Below are 18,347 nucleotides of genomic sequence, written 5' to 3'. Positions count from 1 at the left end.
GTAACTTTGATTAGATTTAAAGGGAGTCGAAAATTAGGCAATACTTTGGATGCTGATATTGCTGGTCTCCACTATTTGATGAATATCTTCGTCCACAATTTCTTTTTTAACATCAGCAAACTTCAAGAAATTTTCATAGACCGCATCCAACTGGATTTTGGTAAGCTCGTAACCTACTTTTTTAGCGCGGTATGCCAATGCGGCACGACCACTTCTAGCTGTTAGAACTATAGAGGATTCATTAACGCCAACATCTTTCGGGTCCATAATTTCATAGGTCTCCCGTTGTTTGATGACCCCGTCTTGGTGAATTCCAGAACTATGAGCAAAAGCATTGGCTCCAACAATAGCTTTGTTAGGCTGAACTGGCATTCCCATTTTTTGGGAGACCATTCGGCTCGTATCCCATAGCAATTTGCTGTTTACACCGGTATCCAAATTTAGGTAGGGGTGTTGTCTCAATATCATTACTACTTCCTCCAATGAAGTGTTTCCTGCACGTTCCCCGATACCATTAATGGTACATTCAATTTGTCGGGCCCCGTTGACCACTCCAGCGATGGAATTGGCCGTGGCCAAGCCCAAATCGTTATGACAGTGACAAGAAAGAATCGCTTTGTCAATGCCATTTACGTTTTCTTTCAAGTATTTCATTTTGGCGCCGTATTCCTCGGGAAGACAGTATCCAGTGGTGTCTGGAATGTTGAGTACGGTTGCTCCCGCTTTTATCACAGCTTCACAGACTTGCGCCAAAAATTCATTGTCCGTTCGTCCGGCATCCTCAGCGTAAAACTCAACATCTTCCACAAAAGTTTTGGCATAGGCAACGGCATCTACCGCACGTTCTATGATTTTTTCACGTGTGGAGTTGAACTTGAATTTAATGTGGGAATCCGATGTTCCAATTCCCGTATGTATTCTTGGTTTATTTGCTTTTTTGATGGCCTCAGCGGCCACTTCAATATCTTTCTTCACGGCGCGGGTAAGTCCGCAGACCGTTGCATTTTTGACCAGCTTTGAAATTTCCTCCACAGACTTAAAGTCACCAGGACTGGAAATCGGGAAGCCAGCTTCAATCACATCTACGCCCAAATCATCCAGACGTTTGGCGATCACCAATTTTTGCTCCGTGTCCAACTTACAGCCAGGAACTTGTTCTCCGTCTCTCAGTGTCGTATCAAAAATTTGTACCTTATCTTTACCCATTATTTTTGTCTGTTTCTTCAGTGTACTACGAAAATAGAGAAGGATATGGGAAGAATAAAAAGGGGCTGGAATCCTTTACAATGTTAAATTGTATTCACTATACTATAATATATTGAAATACAAATAGTTAAATTATATTTTTTACGATGACAAATGCCAGTAAGGACGCGTTGTTCGTGTTGATAAAATCGCTTTCCAAATCGGAAAAACGTCAATTTAAGCTGTATGTGGGCCGTTTAGGGGTCAATACGGATGCAAAATTTTTGGCGCTTTTTAATCTTTTGGACAAAATGCGGAAGTACGATGAGCGCCAAATATTGGATAGTGGGATTGTGAAAAAGGCACAACTTTCCAATTTAAAGGCGCATTTGTACAAGCAAATCTTAGTAAGTCTAAGATTGAACCCCGTGAATCAAAATGCACGTGTGCAGATAAGGGAACAGTTGGATTTTGCAACCATTCTCTATCAAAAAGGACTCTATAAGCAGAGTTTGAAGATTTTGGATAAGGCCAAAACCTTCGCCATTGAGCATGAAGAGAAAAACGTGGCCTACGAGATTGTGGAGTTGGAAAAAGTTATTGAAACCCAATATATCACCCGAAGTATTCCAGATAGGGCAGATGAATTGGCCGTACAGGCCAAAGAACTTTCGGCACAGAACGTAATGACGAGCAAGCTCTCCAACCTTTCTTTGCAGTTGTATGGAATGATGCTAAAAGTGGGATATGTGCGAAGTGATGAGGACCTTCAAAAAGTAAAAACCTATTTTGAAACCCATTTGCCAGCTTACGAGTTGGACAAATTGGGGTTTCGGGAAAAGTTGTGGCTGTACAAGGCACATTTGTGGTACAGCTTGTTGATTCAGGACTTTTTGTCAGCCTATAAATATGCCAGTAAATGGGTGGATCTTTTCTACGAAAATGAAGAAATGATTCCATTGAACCCAGTGTTCTTTTTAAAGGGAAATCATTATCTATTGGAGTCACTCTTTTTTGTTAAATATGCCTCGCAGTTTAGGGAAACATTGGACCGCTTGGAGGCTCAGGTAGAGCACCCGGATTTTCCCCAGAATGACAATATTGCTTCCCTGGCATTTCTGTACATTAACTCCAATAAATTGAACCTTCATTTTTTGGAGGGGACTTTTGATAAAGGTTTATACTTGGTCAATATCATTGAATATGGCATCAAAAAGCATAGGGAACGGATTGATGAGCATCACATTATGTTGCTTTACTACAAAATTGCGTGTTTGTATTTTGGCAATGGTGACAACAAAAACTGTATTGTTTATCTAAAGAAAATCATTTCCAACAAAAACCTTAAAATGAGGGAAGATCTCATGTGCTTTGCACGGGTTTTGAGTTTGGTGGCTCATTATGAGGCCGGTATGGATTATCATCTGGAAGTACAACTTAAAAGTACCTACAAGTTTTTGCTGAAAATGAACGACTTACATGCCGTTCAGAAAGAGATGATCAAATTTTTGAGAGGTCTTGGGGAAATCTACCCCCATGAACTCAAAAACGAGTTTCAAAAACTGTACAATGAATTGAAAAAATATGAGAACCACCCCTATGAGAAACGGGCATTTTTGTATTTGGATATTCTCTCATGGTTGGAAAGTCACTTGGAAAACAAACCTGTTGGTCAGATTATTAGAGAAAAAGCACTAGCCGTCACCCGTTAAAGACAAGCGTTCCAAACGGGGTCATCTGGTGGTGGTGCCTCAAAGCTGATGATTTCCTTTTGAACCGGATGTTCCAGTTCCAAACTACGAGCGTGCAAGTGTATGCCGCCGTCTTTATTGCTTCGGTCCGCGCCGTATTTTAAGTCGCCTTTAATATAACAACCTATGGCGGCCAATTGTGTCCGAATTTGATGATGCCTCCCTGTCTTTAAATCAATTTCCAAAAGATAATAGTTGTCCAACTTTTTCAGAAGTCGGTACTCCAAAACCGCCTTTTTGCTGTTGGGCACCTCTTTATCGTGGGCGTAGGATTTATTCTGTTTAGGATTGCGTACCAACCAATGGGTTAGGGTTTCTTGCTGGTCTCTGGGCGCATTCTGCACCACGGCCCAATAGATTTTTCGGGTATTTCCTTCAGAAAATAATTTATTGAGTCGTGGTAGGGCCTTGGAAGTCTTGGCAAAGAGAACAATGCCAGAAGTAGGCCTATCCAGACGGTGCACAACACCCAAATATACATTTCCGGGCTTGTTGTATTTTTCTTTGAGGTACTGTTTTACAACCTCGCTTAATGGAGTATCCCCAGTTTTATCTCCTTGGACAATATCGCCCACACGCTTGTTGATGACAATAAGATGGTTGTCTTCATACAGGACTTGAAGATTGGTGGGATTGGATTTACTGGATTTTTGGTCTTTTGGATTGTTAGAATTCACTTTAACGAGGATTTGAATTTGGAGGTCATCTTTACAATAGAGTTTAATTTAGCCAATAAGAATTCCAGTCTATTGTCTGATAAAAATCCTAAATCATTTGAGATAAGCAGTTGTGTTTCTACTTCGTACATGGAACCAATGGCTATTTCTAAAAATCTTGAAAAGTCCTTATTCGATTTTCTGGAACATCCTTCAGAAATGTTTGAAGGAATGGAAACCGCTGCTCTTCTGAGTTGATTGGAAATTCCGAATTTTTCCGTTTCAGGAAAACTCCCAGTTACTTTGTAAATCTCTGAACAGAATTCTCGACTTAATTTCCATATGTCCAAGTCTTTAAATCGATGCATAAGTAGGAATTGGTTGGAAGAAAGATATCAAAATATCTAATAATCCAAAATTCCAACAATCTAGTATGACTCCTCATCATTAGGGAAATCCCGACTTTTTACATCATCCACATACTGTGAAATAGCGTCACTCATATCATCATAAAGATTCATATATCTTCTCAAAAAGCGCGGATGGAACTCGTGGGTCATGCCCAACAGATCATGCACCACCAAAACTTGGCCATCCACTCCGTTTCCAGCTCCGATGCCAATGACCGGAATGGAGACACTTTCGGCCACTTCTTGGGCCAATTTAGCGGGTATTTTTTCCAAAACTATGCCGAAGCACCCCAACTCTTCCAAAAGTTTGGCATCTGATTTCAACTTTTCAGCTTCTTCCTCTTCCTTTGCACGAACGGTGTAAGTACCAAATTTATAAATGGATTGAGGTGTAAGCCCCAAATGGCCCATCACTGGAATACCCGCTTGAAGAATTCGGCTGACAGATTCCTTGATTTCAGTGCCGCCTTCCACTTTTATGGCATGGGCGCCACTTTCTTTCATGATTCGGATGGCGGAACGAAGCGCCTCTTTGGAATCACTTTGGTAGCTTCCAAATGGGATATCCACCACCACCAGGGCTCTTTTTGCTGCGCGCACCACGGAACTGGCATGATAAATCATTTGGTCCAATGTAATGGGCAATGTGGTTTCATGCCCTGCAATAACATTACTGGCGGAATCCCCGACCAAAATAACATCCACATTGGCGGCATCCACAATTTTGGCCATGGAGTAGTCGTAGGAAGTGAGCATGGAAATTTTTTCCCCACTTTGCTTCATCTCAATCAGGGATTTCACGGTAATCCGTTTGTATTCTTTTTTAGCGACAGACATTAGGTTTGCTTTTATGTGCTAAATGTAAGCAGATTTGTTTAATTTGGACTTCAATCAAAAAACTACAATATCATGAGAACTTTGTTCAGCTTAGCACTTTTTTGTCTTGTTTTGTCCACAACGTATTCCCAAGGCCTCAACCCCCCTGAAATTGAGGCGCAACAACAAATAAAACAAGTTATCGAAACCTTTTTTGATGGATTCCACAAGCAGGATTCCAGTATTATCAAGAGTACGGTGGCCGATAAGGTGGTCCTTCAAACCACGGGAAAAGACCAAGAGGGGAAGACCCGGTTTCGAGAAGAGCAGTTCGCTAAATTTTTAAACTCAATATGCAGTATTCCCGACAGTGTCAAGTTTGAGGAAAAACTAACATCATTTTCCATTCAAGTAGACCGAACCATGGCCAACGCTTGGGTGGGTTATGAGTTTTGGTTGAATAACGAATTCAGCCATTGCGGTATCAATTCCTTTCAGTTGGTTGATTTTGATGGCGAGTGGAAAATTATCTATTTGATTGATACCCGTGGCAAGGCTGGTTGTATGAAAGAGTAAGCCTTGATACAATTACTTGGTTAAGGTTTTTATGGCTTCGATCAGTTTATGGATTTCATCTTTGTTGGTGCCATCATATACGCCGCGAATCTGATTGCTCTGGTCTACGAGAACAAAATTTGGAGTATGAATAAAATCTTGTAAACCACCATCTCCATAATCCACCGTAGCAAAGTAACTTTTACGGGCCAGGTTATAAATAAGCGCCTTGTTGCCTGTGGTTATGTTCCATTTTGAATCCATAACCCCATTTCTAAGGGCATATTGTTTTAGAACGGAGATGCTATCCATTTCAGGAGTTACGGAAATAGATAAAAACATTACATCCGGGGTGTCACGAAAAATCTCTTGTAGCTGTGCCATATGATTTGTCATTATTGGACATATACTGGGGCATCTTGTAAAAAAGAAGTCGGTAACGTAAATCTTGTCAGCATAATCTTCTTGAGTAATGATTTCCCCATTCTGATTGATCAATTCAAAATTGGCAACTCTATGTGGTGCCCCATTTTTTTGTAAGCTGATGTCTACCAGCTCCGAACTGAAATCTTTTGGTCCCAGAACAGGTAATTCCGAGTTTTTTTTGAAGATTGTATAAACAGCTGCCAAAATACCAAGTACAATGAGCACCATTGGTATTTTGGAGCCGTTTTGATTTAATGATGAAGGTTTTCCCATTTATAAGATTGAACTTTCAATGGAGATGTCCGAATGCTCCCAAGCCTTGTCAAACTCATCTTTTATGGCCTGTGCTTCTTTCATTTTGCCTTGGGCCTTCAAGCTGTTGTGCAGCCCCATTAATGACCAACCATTTTGTCTGAGGACGCTTAAATCTTCTCGATAGACCTTTTCAGCTTCTTGGTATTTTTTGGCATTCATCAAGACTGCGCCTAAGTTTTGTCTAGTGGGAATGTGCCAAGCAGCAGGCTCTGTATAGGTAAGTGCATCTTCAAACTCAACCGCTTTGGTCAAGTGTTCAATCGCGCTGTTGATGTCTCCGTTCAAGGCGGCCAGTTCACCCGCGACCAGTTCATAAGCAATGTTGGCGGCATTAACTGATGGGTTGTGTGGTGTCGCCACAAGGGTTTCCAAATCAGGGTCATTTTTTAAGGCCTCTAGGGCATCCAGTTCTTCCTGCGCTTCTTTTTTGTTCCCTTTTCGAACAAATGCCATTCCCCGGGCATAGTGTCTGATGAGGTTTAGGTGCTTTATGTTTGGGTTGGGTGCGGGGATGGTCAAGATTTCATTCCATTTGCCAAAACGCGTATAGGCCAGCATCGGAGTGGAGGCAAAGTCTTGGAGAAACGGCATGGTGATAAATTCGCCCACGGGAACTTTTTCAGCCGTTTTCTTTGCAGCATCGATGGCAATATCGCTATCGCCCAACAAGCTGGCTGCGGACCATAAAAAATGGATGTTGTGTGGATAATACCCCAAAGGATACAGTCCTTGCGAATAACATTGTGATATATAATCCTCATCTGCTAAAATAGCCGCTTGATTGGCCTTTACAGCGTCTAAATAACGCCCAACCCGAATGTAGATATGGGAGGGCATGTGCACAATATGGCCGGCTGCGGGCATAAGTTTACCCAATTTATCCGCACTGGCCACGCCCAAATCAGGCTTGGGCAACTCCACCATATGAATATAGTAATGGTGAGCCCCTGGGTTGTTTGGATTGATTTCCATTGCCTTTTCCAAAGCAGCCTTCGCTTCTGGAATGTTGGGCGATGGATTTCCTTCTTGGTCCCAATAGTTCCAAGGAACCGTGTTCATTACTGAAGCTGCATAAAGAACCTGTACCTCGGCATCTTCGGGATACTTTTTCAACACTTTTGCCATTTCGTTCATATAGGCCATGTTCAACTCCGCGACATCTTTAGTGAGATCTTCACTATACCTTGCGGTAAGTGCCTGAATTAACGCCTGCTCTTTAGGGGTGGCCGAGGCCATAAGACTTTTAGCCTTTGCCATGGCTTCGTTGGTTTTTATTTTTCGGTCTTCTGGGGGCAAGGGGTCGTTGATGTTTGGTCCCAATGCGTATGCCTGCCCCCAAAATGTCATTGCCGAAGTTGGGTCTAATCGGGATGCTTCCATAAAAGATCGGTGTGCCTCTGCATGGTTGAACGCGTAAGTGAGACGGAGACCTTGATTAAAAAATGTCTGGGCTTTTTCATTATTGGTAGTAATGGTGTAACTCAAATCGCCTAAATTATCAAAAAGAGGGGCGATTTGTTGGGTTGAATCCAACACATCCAAAAGGTAAGTGGTAGGGGTGCATTTAATAAAGCTGAATGATGCTTTTTGTCTGCCCTTGTTCACGATTGATTGGGTTTGATCGGTAGTAAGGTGAATAGCCATTAGCACCGCAAGCGCCAAAATGGCCAAACTCAGTTTAGTTTTCATGATATGGTATTGTGTGTTAGGTCTGTGGCGCTCAGAATTTATTACGCCATTTGGGGGAAGTAATCAATTGAGTTCCAAATGAAAATGGAACCGACTGTTGTGTCAATAAGTGCTAAAGTAATTAAAATTAGCATTTAAAGAAAGAAAAAAGAAGCGATATGGATGGCTTTAAACCTAATCCAGTTTAACAATCGCTGAGAAAAACACCTACGGCTAAACCACCTTCCGAGGTTTCCTTATACTTTGAGCTCATATCCTTGGCGGTTTCCCACATGGTATTCACCACCTTGTCCAGAGGAACTTTAGTTTCTTTTGGGTCAGTATCAAGAGCCAATTCTGCGGCATTGATGGCTTTAATGGCTCCCATGGCATTTCGTTCAATGCAAGGAACCTGAACCAATCCACCGATTGGGTCACAGGTTAAACCCAAATGATGTTCCATGGCAATTTCCGCAGCGATCAACACTTGTTCGGGGGAACCGCCCATGAGTTCGGTAAGCCCAGCTGCGGCCATGGCCGAAGACACCCCAATTTCTGCCTGGCACCCGCCCATGGCCGCGGAGATGGTGGCTCCTTTTTTAAAGATACTCCCCACTTCACTGGCCACAAGTAAAAACTGTCGGACATCATCAAAATCTGCATCGTGGTTTTCAATGACCATATAGTACATCAAAACTGCGGGAATAACCCCCGCGCTGCCATTGGTTGGTGCGGTAACGACCCTGCCCAAGGAAGCATTGACTTCATTCACACTGAGTGCAAAGCAACTGACCCATTTAATGATCTGTCGGAATTTGACTTCAGTATCCCGAATGCTCTCCAGCCATTCCTGTGCATTGGAGTAGGGGACATCCCCTTTTAATTTCTGATGCATTTCAAAGGCACGGCGTTTTACATTGAGTCCTCCCGGAAGTTTGCCTTCGGTATGGCAACCCACGTACATACATTCCAGCATGGTGCTCCATATATTTTGCAATCCATGGTCTATTTCCTCGGGAGTGCGCAGCGAAAGTTCGTTTTCCCATACAATTTCTGAAATGGATTTACTGTGTTCTTGGCAGTGTTGAAGCAATTCATTACCAGTCCTTACAGGATGGGGAAAGGTCTTAAAAGTCTCTTTGTTTTCTTTTGAGTGGATGAGTTCCTCCTTGACCACAAAACCACCACCAATGGAGTAATAGGTCTCGGTGGCCCGTTTGCCATTTGTTAAGTGGGCTTCAAATTGAATGGCATTGGAATGAAAAGGTAAAAATTCCTTTTTAAAGATAATATCCGTTGCAAAATCAAACTGAATTTCGCGAATTCCCCCAAAATTCAATTTTTTTTCAGCTTTTAGTTTTTCCAGTGCAGTATCAATGCTCTCAATGGGAACGGTTACCGGGTCTGTACCCAGCAATCCCATCACCACGGCAATATCCGTAGCATGCCCTTTTCCAGTTAAGGAGAGGGAACCGTAAAGATATATCTTGATTCTGGCGACATCATCAAAAATGTCTTGGTCTTTCAACTCGCTTATCCATCGCTCCGCAGCCCTCCACGGACCCAGGGTATGGGAGCTGGAAGGCCCCACTCCGATTTTAAGCATATCAAAAACACTGATACATTCCATATAAGCAATTTGCTGTTTCAAATATAACAACCTACATGATATAAAATCAGGATTAACACAAAAGGAATTGCAAAGAAATTACGGTGACATTCCTGCAATTTTGCCGAATCTCCCGCCAATTCAAACCAAATAGCTGACACCTTGTCAGATTCTTTTACGTGGCATAATCATTGACCTTTATTGGGCGAGCTTAAAAAGAAACTGTAAATAGATATAACTTTAGATACAATGAGCAAAATTATAGGTATTGACTTGGGTACGACCAACTCCTGCGTCTCTGTAATGGAAGGTAACGAACCGGTGGTGATTCCAAATGCCGAAGGTAAACGTACCACTCCTTCTGTAATTGCATTTGTGGAAGGTGGAGAGATAAAGGTGGGAGACCCCGCCAAAAGACAGGCGGTTACCAATCCGCATAAAACGATTTACTCCATTAAACGATTCATGGGTAACAAATACTCTGAATCCAGCAAGGAAGCGAAACGAGTGCCTTATAAGGTGACAAAAGGGGACAATGACACACCGCGAGTGGATGTGGATGGTCGTTTGTACACCCCTCAAGAACTTTCGGCCATGATTCTTCAAAAAATGAAGAAAACTGCAGAAGATTACTTGGGACAGGATGTGACCCGTGCGGTAATCACCGTTCCTGCATATTTTAACGATTCCCAAAGACAAGCCACCAAAGAAGCTGGTGAAATTGCCGGTCTTACTGTGGAGCGAATCATCAACGAGCCAACCGCAGCCTCTTTGGCTTATGGACTTGATAAAAAGGACAAGGACCAAAAGATTGTGGTATTTGATTTTGGTGGTGGTACACACGACGTTTCCATTTTGGAATTGGGAGATGGTGTTTTTGAAGTGTTGTCAACCGACGGTGACACACACCTAGGTGGTGATGACGTTGACCAGAAAATCATTGACTGGTTGGCCGAGGAATTCAAGAAAGATGAGAACATGGACCTTCGTGAGGATCCTATGGCGCTTCAGCGTTTGCGTGAAGCTGCGGAAAAGGCAAAAATTGAGTTGTCATCTTCTGCACAGACAGAAATCAACCTGCCTTATGTAACAGCAACTTCATCCGGACCAAAGCACTTGGTAAGAACACTATCGCGCTCCAAGTTTGAACAACTGATTGAAGACTTGGTGAAAAGAACCATTGCACCCTGTGAGAAGGCATTGAAATCTGCAGGTCTTTCCAAAAGTGATATCGATGAGATTATTCTGGTAGGTGGTTCTACCCGAATCCCAGCGGTACAGGAAGCTGTTGAGAAGTTCTTCGGTAAAAAACCGTCGAAAGGCGTTAACCCAGATGAGGTTGTGGCCATTGGTGCCGCTATCCAAGGGGGTGTATTGACAGGGGATGTAAAAGATGTACTTCTGTTGGATGTTACGCCACTTTCATTAGGTATTGAAACTATGGGAAGCGTGTTCACCAAATTAATTGAGGCGAACACGACTATTCCTACCAAGAAGTCACAGGTATTCTCCACCGCGGCGGACAATCAACCTTCGGTTGAAATCCACGTGTTGCAAGGAGAGCGTCCTATGGCAGCGGATAACAAAACCATTGGTAGATTCCATTTGGATGGTATTCCACCAGCGCCAAGAGGTACGCCTCAGATTGAAGTGACCTTTGATATTGATGCCAACGGTATCATCAAGGTTTCAGCAACCGATAAGGCCACTGGTAAGTCTCAAGATATTCGGATTGAAGCTTCTTCCGGTTTGACCGAGGAAGAAATCAAAAAGATGAAAGCTGAAGCGGAAGCCAATGCCGAAGCTGATAAAAAGGCGAAGGAAACTGCTGATAAGTTGAATGAGGCTGATGCCATGATTTTCCAAACTGAAAAGCAGTTGAAGGAATTCGGTGATAAATTGTCCGATGACAAGAAAAAACCAATTGAAGATGCTTTGGAAGAGTTGAAGAAAGCTTATGAGAGCAAGGATCTTGCAGTAATTGAACCTGCTTTGGAGAAAATCAACGAAGCTTGGAAAGTTGCCTCTGAGGAAATGTACAAAGCGCAAGCCGATGCAGCCCAAGCCAATGGTGCTGATGCAGGTGGAGCCCAAGGTTCCGCAGGAGGTGATGCCAAAGAAGGCGATAACGTTGAAGACGTTGATTTTGAAGAAGTAAAGTAAACGTCTAAATAAATAGAGTAAAAAAACCCTGACTCACCGTCAGGGTTTTTTGTTTGCTTGATTTTGGGGATTACGCGGCATTCAATTGCCGCATTTCCATTTCCCGAAGCTTTTGTAGGGCCTCGGATTTTGAGTTAACATTGAGTTTTACGTAAATGTTCTGGATGTGAAAATTCACCGCACTTGGTGTTACACATAGTCGGTCTGCAATCATTTTGTACGTGAACCCTTGTGTAAGGAGCTCAATGATTTGGTTTTCCTTTCGTGAGAAGGAATCAAACGTCTTCACCTGAAAGGAACTGATGATTTTCTTGACCAAATCGTGCTCCAAGGCCACGCCATGTTGGTCCAAAGCTTCAACAGCAGTGAACAGTCGTTCTTTGGTCAACGGCTTGGTAAGATATCCGCTGGCTCCTTTTTTAAAGGCTTCCTTGATGAGTTTAAAATCGTTCTTTTTGCTCATCATCAAGACCTTGAGGTCTTCGTCCTTTCTAAAAAGGTATTCCAGTCCGTCAATACCGGAAACTCCAGCTAAGGAAACTTCCGAAATCACAATATCCGGATTGGTACGTCCAAAATTGGACAATAGGTCGTGCACGGATTTATAGATGCCGTGCAATTCATACTCCATCGCATTTTCAAAATAAAACTTATAGATGGGATATAGGCTCGCATCATTGTCAATGATTGCAATTTTTAAAGGTTTAGTTTTCATGATAAGAAAGATTTGGGGGTCTGACTCTTTTACATAATTCGCCTTCCATTCCGCCCAAAACTGGGCAAAAGGTATACCGTTCGAAGTATTTTCAAGCTTGATGGAACGACAAAGTCTTAGGCATTTTCCGCGTTAAGTAGGTATACGGAAATACCGTTGGCGTATATCAAAATTGAATATACCGATTATTAATCCCAATGGGATTACATCAAAAAAGTAGTTTAGAGAAGGTAGTAGGTTACCTAAAAACTGAGGTTGAAAATGGGTTTAGGAATCCCTTTTTTCCGAGAGTTGTAGTTCTTTTTCATGACTAATAGATTTGGGTTTGTATTATTTCAAGAATTAAAGTAGAGATTTTTTTACTGTATTAGACGAAATTGTAGCTTTTTTCGTTCAAATGCATTCTTGCATTCAGCCTGAAAAAGGGTGTATTTTGATGTTAATAATCTGTTGGTCAGTATATTGAATAAAAAAACAGGGTGCTTTTTATGGCACCCTGTTTCTGCTGAAAAAATCGGTCAGATTGAAATAATACAACCCGCTTTCTATGATAGACTGTCAGTTCCCCCTGTCTTTCTTATCATGGTCATGTGTGTTTCGATCTCGGCTATGAAATGGAATCAAATGACACCTCAGGTAGTTGACCGATTAAGTGTTTATGTTTTATTTATTTGTCTTCGAATGAGTTGCTGGTATATTCCACACCGTCATTCATCGCAGTCTGTAGGCTGGTTCCGTTATCGGCAACATTATCATACCTGTTTTCGGTTTTCTTACTATTCCCGTAAGCTACCGTATATTGAGAGATGGTTTGGTTTTGACCTCTGTTGCTCACCACAAATCCCAATCCTTTCTCTGGGCTCAACTGAATGGCATAATCATCGCTATCGCTGTTGATGTGGTTACCCAAGTTAACAGACGGGGTAAGAGTGTTCATCACCACCTGGGTAGCGTAAAGGTCCAAGCCGCCGTAGCCATCACGCCCCTCTGAGGCAAAGAACAATAGAGTTCCGTTATATAGGCTTGGGTAAAGTTCATCCTCTTTGGTGTTGACCTTGGGTCCAAGGTTTTTAGAAACACCTAGGCTTCCATCAGCCTTGATATCGGCTACATAAATATCATATTTACCATAGCTGCCCCGCATGTTGGAAGCAAAGAACAAACGCTTTCCATCTTCAGAGATAGTGGGGTGTTTGGCAGAGGCATATTTTGGGCATACTTCCATTTTGGTAATGTTTTTCCATTCACCATTTATGTTTTCTGCTCTGTAAATTTCGTGAATAATCTCTTTTTTGGAGAATACTCCGTATAAAGGCTTTTGTTCTGAAGTTTTACTAAAGTAAGCCGTTTTTCCGTCTTTAGTGATGGTCATGGAGGGAACATACCCATCAATAGTGGATAGGTTACCATCCAAAGTTGTACTGACTAAGTCTTTGGTCATTTGGGCCTTGGCAGTTGCACTGCAAAAAATAATTCCTGAAACAAGTAGGCTGTAAAAGATTGAACGTGTCATGATATTAGATTTGGGGGTTAATAACATCACAAAGATCAAAAAGATTCAGAGGGAATACTTATGAATTTTTCATAGGTTTTCAATTTTAACGGATAAAAAGTGCATTTCATCGAAAAAATTTGAGCAAATTATCGATTATTTTGCCTTAACATGCTGATAAACGGAAATATTAGGTCGATAAACGATGTATTTTTCCTTTCAAATAAATCAGCTTCTTCCTTAATAGAAGTGAATTTTTACAGGTTTATTGCTGTTTTTCAGTAAGATGAACCTTGAAATTCCTCAGTTTTGGGTTAAAATCAACCTAGATTCATTTGTGACTTGATAAATTAAAGACACTGTACTATTTGTTATTTCTAAATCGAGTATGTACATGCAAATCATATCATTTGCCGTAACTTCGCCTATGTTTGAATTAGTCTATAACAGCTGAAAAAGCTACTGTGAATCAATGGAGATTACAATAGAAAATATCATTTTGGTGGGGTCAATCCTTTTGCTGATCAGTATTATCGCAGGAAAGACAAGCTATCGTTTTGGAATTCCCACGCTATTGTTGTTCTTGACCATTGGCATGCTTGCTGGTTCTGATGGAATAGGGGGCATCCATTTTGATAACCCAAAGATTGCGCAATTTGTGGGTGTGGTTTCCCTTAACTTTATTTTGTTCTCTGGTGGGTTAGACACCAGTTGGCAATCCGTTAAGCCCGTTCTTAAGGAGGGAATTATGCTTTCAACCCTTGGAGTTTTGCTTACCGCAGTGGGGCTGGGCTACTTTGTTTTTCTTATCACTGATTTCAGTTTGTATGAGAGTTTGTTGCTGGGTGCCATCGTTTCTTCTACCGATGCCGCAGCCGTATTTTCAATTTTACGGGGTAAAAACCTAGCACTCAAAAAGAACTTGAGACCAACCTTGGAGCTGGAAAGTGGAAGTAATGACCCCATGGCCTATGTACTTACCATTGCTTTTTTGTCTTTGGTTCAGTATCCAGAAAGCAGTATACTTTCGGTTCTCCCATTCTTCTTTTTGCAGATGGTAATAGGTGGTGTGTTGGGGTTTCTTTTTGGAAGGTTGAGTAAAATCATTATCAACAGAATTAAACTGGACTTTGAAGGACTTTACCCAGTGCTGACCATTGCTCTGATGTTCATAACTTTTTCCGCAACAGATTTTATAGGCGGAAATGGATTTTTGGCCATATATATCTGTTCCGTTTACTTGGGCAACCAAAACCTTATTCATAAAAAGACCATCATGCGAATGTTCGATGGAATGGCCTGGCTCATGGAAATTGTTCTCTTCCTAACATTGGGGCTGCTGGTTTTTCCATCGGAGATAGTTCCCTTCATTGGTATAGGTCTGTTAATTGCACTCTTTTTGATTTTTGTAGCCCGACCACTCGCTGTTTTTATCTCTTTGATGCCATTTAAAATGAAACTCAGGCGTAGGTTTTACATATCCTGGGTCGGATTACGGGGAGCTGTTCCCATTGTATTTGCGACCTATCCGCTTTTGGCTGGAATAGATAAGGCCCATATGATATTCAACATTGTATTTTTTGTGTCCATCACCTCTGTGCTTATTCAAGGAACTACCTTATCCATGGTCGCCAAATGGTTACATGTGGGGCTTCCGCAGAAAGCAAAACCACTTTCTCCTACGGACGAACTGCTTTCGGAACACCCCAAAGCCCTTATGAAAGAAATAAAAATTGAGGAAGGCTGTCCTGCAGCGGGATTAAAAATTGTAAACCTTAACTTTCCGAAGAAGGCCATCATTGCCATGATTGAGCGCGACGGAAATTACCTTACCCCAAACGGGTCAACGGTTATTGAGACAAATGATAAGTTAGTGGTGCTTACGGATAAAGTTGAAATTTTGGAAAAAGTCTATGATTCGCTGTCGCTAAATGGGAACATTTTCCAAGAACAAGACTAATTTCCCGTAAACGGTTTGAATAGCTTTTTGACCACATTGGGCGGTTCAAAGCGATAACCCACATATAGCACCCCGTAAAACCGGTCATTCTCAGTCCGTGAATTTTGCTCTTCATTGTACCAACTGGCATTAAAAGTAAGGTTGGCACCGAAGATGACCTTCTTTGAGCTGTATCCCAAGTTAAGCCCAGCGGATACAGAGCGGGTTAAATAACTTTTGGTTTCAACCTCTGTTGTGGTTCCATCAAAAGAGCTGCTTTTTGAAAACCGTATGCCCAAGGAGGGGGAAAGGTTGCCGGAGGCAAACCAATTTTCGTGCAGCACATAGGTGTAATAATAACTTGGAGCAAGCCGGATGTTGAAGAACCGTTCCTTACTGTCAATATCCAGCTCATTAAAAGCAAAGGTGTTGTAGTCATAAAACAAGGTGCCCACAAAACTTCCACTGCTTTTCTTTTGCCACTCATTTTGATACACAATATTGCGGTATGAAAAGTTGGGATTGAAGACGTACGAGGTGGACATACCATATTTTGAGCTGGTAAGGTTGCTAAATTGAAGATAGGGGTCTACGCCCTCGGTCCAATCAGGGACAAAATCTCCCGTATTTTTAACATAATAACCCGATACTTTGCTGTATTCCAAGGACTGAACCCATTGGCCAAGAAAAAAACGGAACCGGTAATCGGTAAATGAAGATTCACCCTTTAGGTCTTCATCAGAATTGGCGCCTAAAAATCTTGGGACAATGCCCACACTGACGCCCAGAAACTCATAATCCAAAGAGAGAAATAGTCTGTAAACGTTATTGGGAATCAGATGTATTCGTGTGCGATCATCCTCGTTTCGGTACTGGTATTCATCAGTCTGGGTTTCCAGATTGGCCTTTACTATGATTTTATCCAAATAAGGAACAAGATAAGTGCTGTCTACCTGTTTTATATTACTTTGTGAAAAACCAAATGATGTCAAAAAGTAAAAGCAAATAAAAATCAGTCCTAATTGAGGGGGAAAATCTGGTCGGAATTCAAAGTTAGTGCTCATCTAAACACAAGATACACAGCTTATCCGATTCTTGTTCCGTTTTTTACTTTTCTTTCTGGTTGGAGCAAAGTGATCTCCTTATGGTCCCCAACACACCCAAGAACGAGGCATTCACTCATTAAATTGGCAATCTGTTTGGGCGGAAAGTTAATTACAGCTACCACTTGTTTGCCCACGAGCTTTTTTGGATTGTAAAGCTTGGTGATTTGTGCCGATGTCTTTCGGGTGCCCAAGTCGCCAAAATCAACTATCATCTTGTAAGCAGGGTTTCTAACTTCTTTGAACTCCTCAGCAGAAATAATAGTGCCGACGACCATTTCAACTTTCATGAATTCATCCCAAGTCAAGTCTTGGGCCATTTCTTTTTCCATGGAATTTATTTTGACACAAAAATACGGACAACTAGATGGAACAAAAGAAAATACTGGACCGGTTACACAAAAAGTTTATTCAAAATAGGGATTTGATGACGATGCTTCCAGGTCAAAATACCACAGAAAACAAAAGTTGTCAAGGCTAGGACAAACAGAGTTCCTCCATCATTTTGTACAACAACGCCCAGTTTAGTAAGGTGCGAAACAATGGCACCTACCATTAGTCCTAGGCCTAGAACAGCACCCAGCCACGTAGTTTTGGGAATAAATAGGAGAATGGCGGCAATCAGCTCAAGAATTCCAATGCCAATACGCCCAATCGGTTCCAGTCCCAAAGTTTCAAAAATATAAACCGATTCCGGTGCTGCGGAAAACTTAAAGAACAAGGTCTGCAATAAGATAATAGCAGGGACAGCTTTTAGTAAAAGTGGAAGAATAGATTTAAGATTCATTGTCGGTAAAGTTTTAATTATGTGCCAATTTGGTCGCAAAACTTTGATTTAGTTAACTTTGATTCGTGCATTTTAAAAATACCTAACCCTGCTAGTTGTAAATTAGCCCGTGGAACCCAAAGAATTACTTTTAAAGCATTTACTGGAAACCATTACACTGGGTCCAAATGATGAAAATTGCGTTTTGGACAGTTTTACTGAGTTGAAACTTCAAAAAAAAGAGGTGCTTCTTTTTGCTGGCGATGTATCTTCCCATATGCGTTTTATTGCCAAAGGCTGCCTTCGGGCATATTATATGGATGAAGCGGCCAAAGAGCATGTTGTACAATTTGGTGTTGAGGGTTGGTGGGTCAATGATCTATATAGTTACCTTACCCAGACCCCTGCCAAACAATTTGTACAGGCTCTGGAACCTTCCATCATTCTTCAAATTCATAGAGATGCCTTGCGTGATTTGTACAACAAAGTTCCGGCAATGGAGCGATTTTACCGTCTAAAGTTTGAAAATGCCTATGTAGCCCTTCAAGATAGGACCATCAACGCCATGAGTAAATCTGCAGAAGAACGCTATTTGGAATTTCGAACCAAGTACCGGGGCATAGAGCAACGAGTTCCACAGTACATGATTGCTTCCTATTTAGGAATGACACCAGAATTTCTGAGTGCGCTCAGAAAGAATTTACGCTAAACAACGGTTCTTAAGATAGCTTAAGATTTTTATATTTCTCTTCAAATAAGTTTGCACTGTAATCTACAA

17 protein-coding genes are annotated in these 18,347 nt (G+C 41.7%); 5 read left to right on the top strand and 12 right to left on the bottom strand.

The annotated features are described in order from the left end of the window. Positions 1-33: 33 nt before the first annotated feature. Positions 34-1,206, bottom strand: a complete 1,173-nt coding sequence (locus AB1A65_RS12370; protein WP_366589562.1) for a 2-isopropylmalate synthase — start codon at positions 1,204-1,206, stop codon at positions 34-36. Positions 1,207-1,352: 146 nt separating this feature from the next. Between AB1A65_RS12370 and AB1A65_RS12365 the strand changes: the two genes are divergently transcribed. Continuing rightward, positions 1,353-2,897 carry a hypothetical protein gene (locus tag AB1A65_RS12365; protein ID WP_366589559.1) on the top strand — a complete coding sequence of 515 codons (1,545 nt, stop codon included), beginning with the start codon at positions 1,353-1,355 and terminating at the stop codon, positions 2,895-2,897. Here the strand turns inward: AB1A65_RS12365 and AB1A65_RS12360 are convergent. From AB1A65_RS12360 to panB, 3 genes are read right to left on the bottom strand one after another with little or no spacing between them, the layout of a single operon-like run. Continuing rightward, positions 2,894-3,613: an RNA pseudouridine synthase gene (locus tag AB1A65_RS12360; protein ID WP_366589557.1), complete on the bottom strand. Its 720-nt coding sequence runs from the start codon at positions 3,611-3,613 to the stop codon at positions 2,894-2,896. The two genes, AB1A65_RS12365 and AB1A65_RS12360, sit on opposite strands and share 4 nt — an antisense overlap. Next, complete coding sequence (locus tag AB1A65_RS12355) at positions 3,610-3,960, bottom strand: four helix bundle protein (protein WP_366589554.1); 351 nt, start codon at positions 3,958-3,960, stop codon at positions 3,610-3,612. Before AB1A65_RS12355 ends, AB1A65_RS12360 begins: the two co-directional genes overlap by 4 nt. A gap of 60 nt (positions 3,961-4,020) precedes the next feature. Beyond that, positions 4,021-4,839, bottom strand: a complete 819-nt coding sequence (gene panB, locus AB1A65_RS12350; RefSeq protein WP_366589552.1) for a 3-methyl-2-oxobutanoate hydroxymethyltransferase — start codon at positions 4,837-4,839, stop codon at positions 4,021-4,023. Positions 4,840-4,911: 72 nt separating this feature from the next. Here panB and AB1A65_RS12345 point away from each other — a divergent pair, with 72 nt between their 5' ends. Next, positions 4,912-5,394, top strand: a complete 483-nt coding sequence (locus AB1A65_RS12345) for a nuclear transport factor 2 family protein (protein ID WP_366589550.1) — start codon at positions 4,912-4,914, stop codon at positions 5,392-5,394. A 12-nt stretch (positions 5,395-5,406) separates the two neighbouring features. Here the strand turns inward: AB1A65_RS12345 and AB1A65_RS12340 are convergent, their stop codons facing one another. The 3 genes from AB1A65_RS12340 to AB1A65_RS12330 all read right to left on the bottom strand — a co-directional run bounded on the left by AB1A65_RS12340 (position 5,407) and on the right by AB1A65_RS12330 (position 9,412). Continuing rightward, positions 5,407-6,072 carry an SCO family protein gene (locus AB1A65_RS12340; RefSeq protein ID WP_366589548.1) on the bottom strand — a complete coding sequence of 222 codons (666 nt, stop codon included), beginning with the start codon at positions 6,070-6,072 and terminating at the stop codon, positions 5,407-5,409. After that, a complete protein-coding gene (locus tag AB1A65_RS12335; protein ID WP_366589546.1) occupies positions 6,073-7,803 on the bottom strand; it encodes a hypothetical protein in 1,731 nt (576 codons plus the stop codon). A gap of 184 nt (positions 7,804-7,987) precedes the next feature. Beyond that, on the bottom strand, positions 7,988-9,412 hold the full coding sequence (locus tag AB1A65_RS12330) for an L-serine ammonia-lyase (protein WP_366589543.1): 1,425 nt from the start codon (positions 9,410-9,412) through the stop codon (positions 7,988-7,990). 228 nt (positions 9,413-9,640) lie between these two features. Between AB1A65_RS12330 and dnaK the strand changes: the two genes are divergently transcribed. Further along, positions 9,641-11,554, top strand: a complete 1,914-nt coding sequence (dnaK, locus tag AB1A65_RS12325) for a molecular chaperone DnaK (protein ID WP_366589541.1) — start codon at positions 9,641-9,643, stop codon at positions 11,552-11,554. A 70-nt stretch (positions 11,555-11,624) separates the two neighbouring features. Here dnaK and AB1A65_RS12320 read toward each other — a convergent pair whose 3' ends face one another. Further along, positions 11,625-12,269 carry a response regulator transcription factor gene (locus tag AB1A65_RS12320; RefSeq protein WP_366589538.1) on the bottom strand — a complete coding sequence of 215 codons (645 nt, stop codon included), beginning with the start codon at positions 12,267-12,269 and terminating at the stop codon, positions 11,625-11,627. Positions 12,270-12,936: 667 nt separating this feature from the next. Next, positions 12,937-13,782, bottom strand: coding sequence for a hypothetical protein (locus tag AB1A65_RS12315; RefSeq protein ID WP_366589536.1), 846 nt, complete (start codon positions 13,780-13,782; stop codon positions 12,937-12,939). Positions 13,783-14,233: 451 nt separating this feature from the next. Here AB1A65_RS12315 and AB1A65_RS12310 point away from each other — a divergent pair, with 451 nt between their 5' ends. Beyond that, a complete protein-coding gene (locus AB1A65_RS12310; RefSeq protein ID WP_366589534.1) occupies positions 14,234-15,721 on the top strand; it encodes a potassium/proton antiporter in 1,488 nt (495 codons plus the stop codon). On the opposite strand, the gene AB1A65_RS12305 is transcribed toward AB1A65_RS12310, so the two are convergent. From AB1A65_RS12305 to AB1A65_RS12295, 3 genes are all read right to left on the bottom strand, one after another. Continuing rightward, positions 15,718-16,764: a DUF4421 family protein gene (locus AB1A65_RS12305; protein ID WP_366589532.1), complete on the bottom strand. Its 1,047-nt coding sequence runs from the start codon at positions 16,762-16,764 to the stop codon at positions 15,718-15,720. The two genes, AB1A65_RS12310 and AB1A65_RS12305, sit on opposite strands and share 4 nt — an antisense overlap. 20 nt (positions 16,765-16,784) lie before the next feature. Continuing rightward, positions 16,785-17,135: a tRNA-binding protein gene (locus AB1A65_RS12300; RefSeq protein ID WP_366589530.1), complete on the bottom strand. Its 351-nt coding sequence runs from the start codon at positions 17,133-17,135 to the stop codon at positions 16,785-16,787. 62 nt (positions 17,136-17,197) lie between these two features. Next, the gene (locus tag AB1A65_RS12295) at positions 17,198-17,590 is read right to left on the bottom strand and encodes a DoxX family protein (RefSeq protein ID WP_366589528.1); all 393 of its coding nucleotides are present in this window, start codon (positions 17,588-17,590) and stop codon (positions 17,198-17,200) included. 109 nt (positions 17,591-17,699) lie between these two features. Here AB1A65_RS12295 and AB1A65_RS12290 point away from each other — a divergent pair, with 109 nt between their 5' ends. Then, positions 17,700-18,278 (top strand): Crp/Fnr family transcriptional regulator, encoded by a 579-nt coding sequence (locus tag AB1A65_RS12290; protein WP_366589526.1) that lies wholly within the window; start codon positions 17,700-17,702, stop codon positions 18,276-18,278. The last annotated feature ends 69 nt before the right edge of the window (positions 18,279-18,347 follow it).

The organism is Allomuricauda sp. ANG21, assembly GCF_040705235.1.
Classification (GTDB): Bacteria; Bacteroidota; Bacteroidia; order Flavobacteriales; family Flavobacteriaceae; genus Flagellimonas; species Flagellimonas marina.
This window is presented reverse-complemented; position numbering and strand designations above follow the sequence as displayed.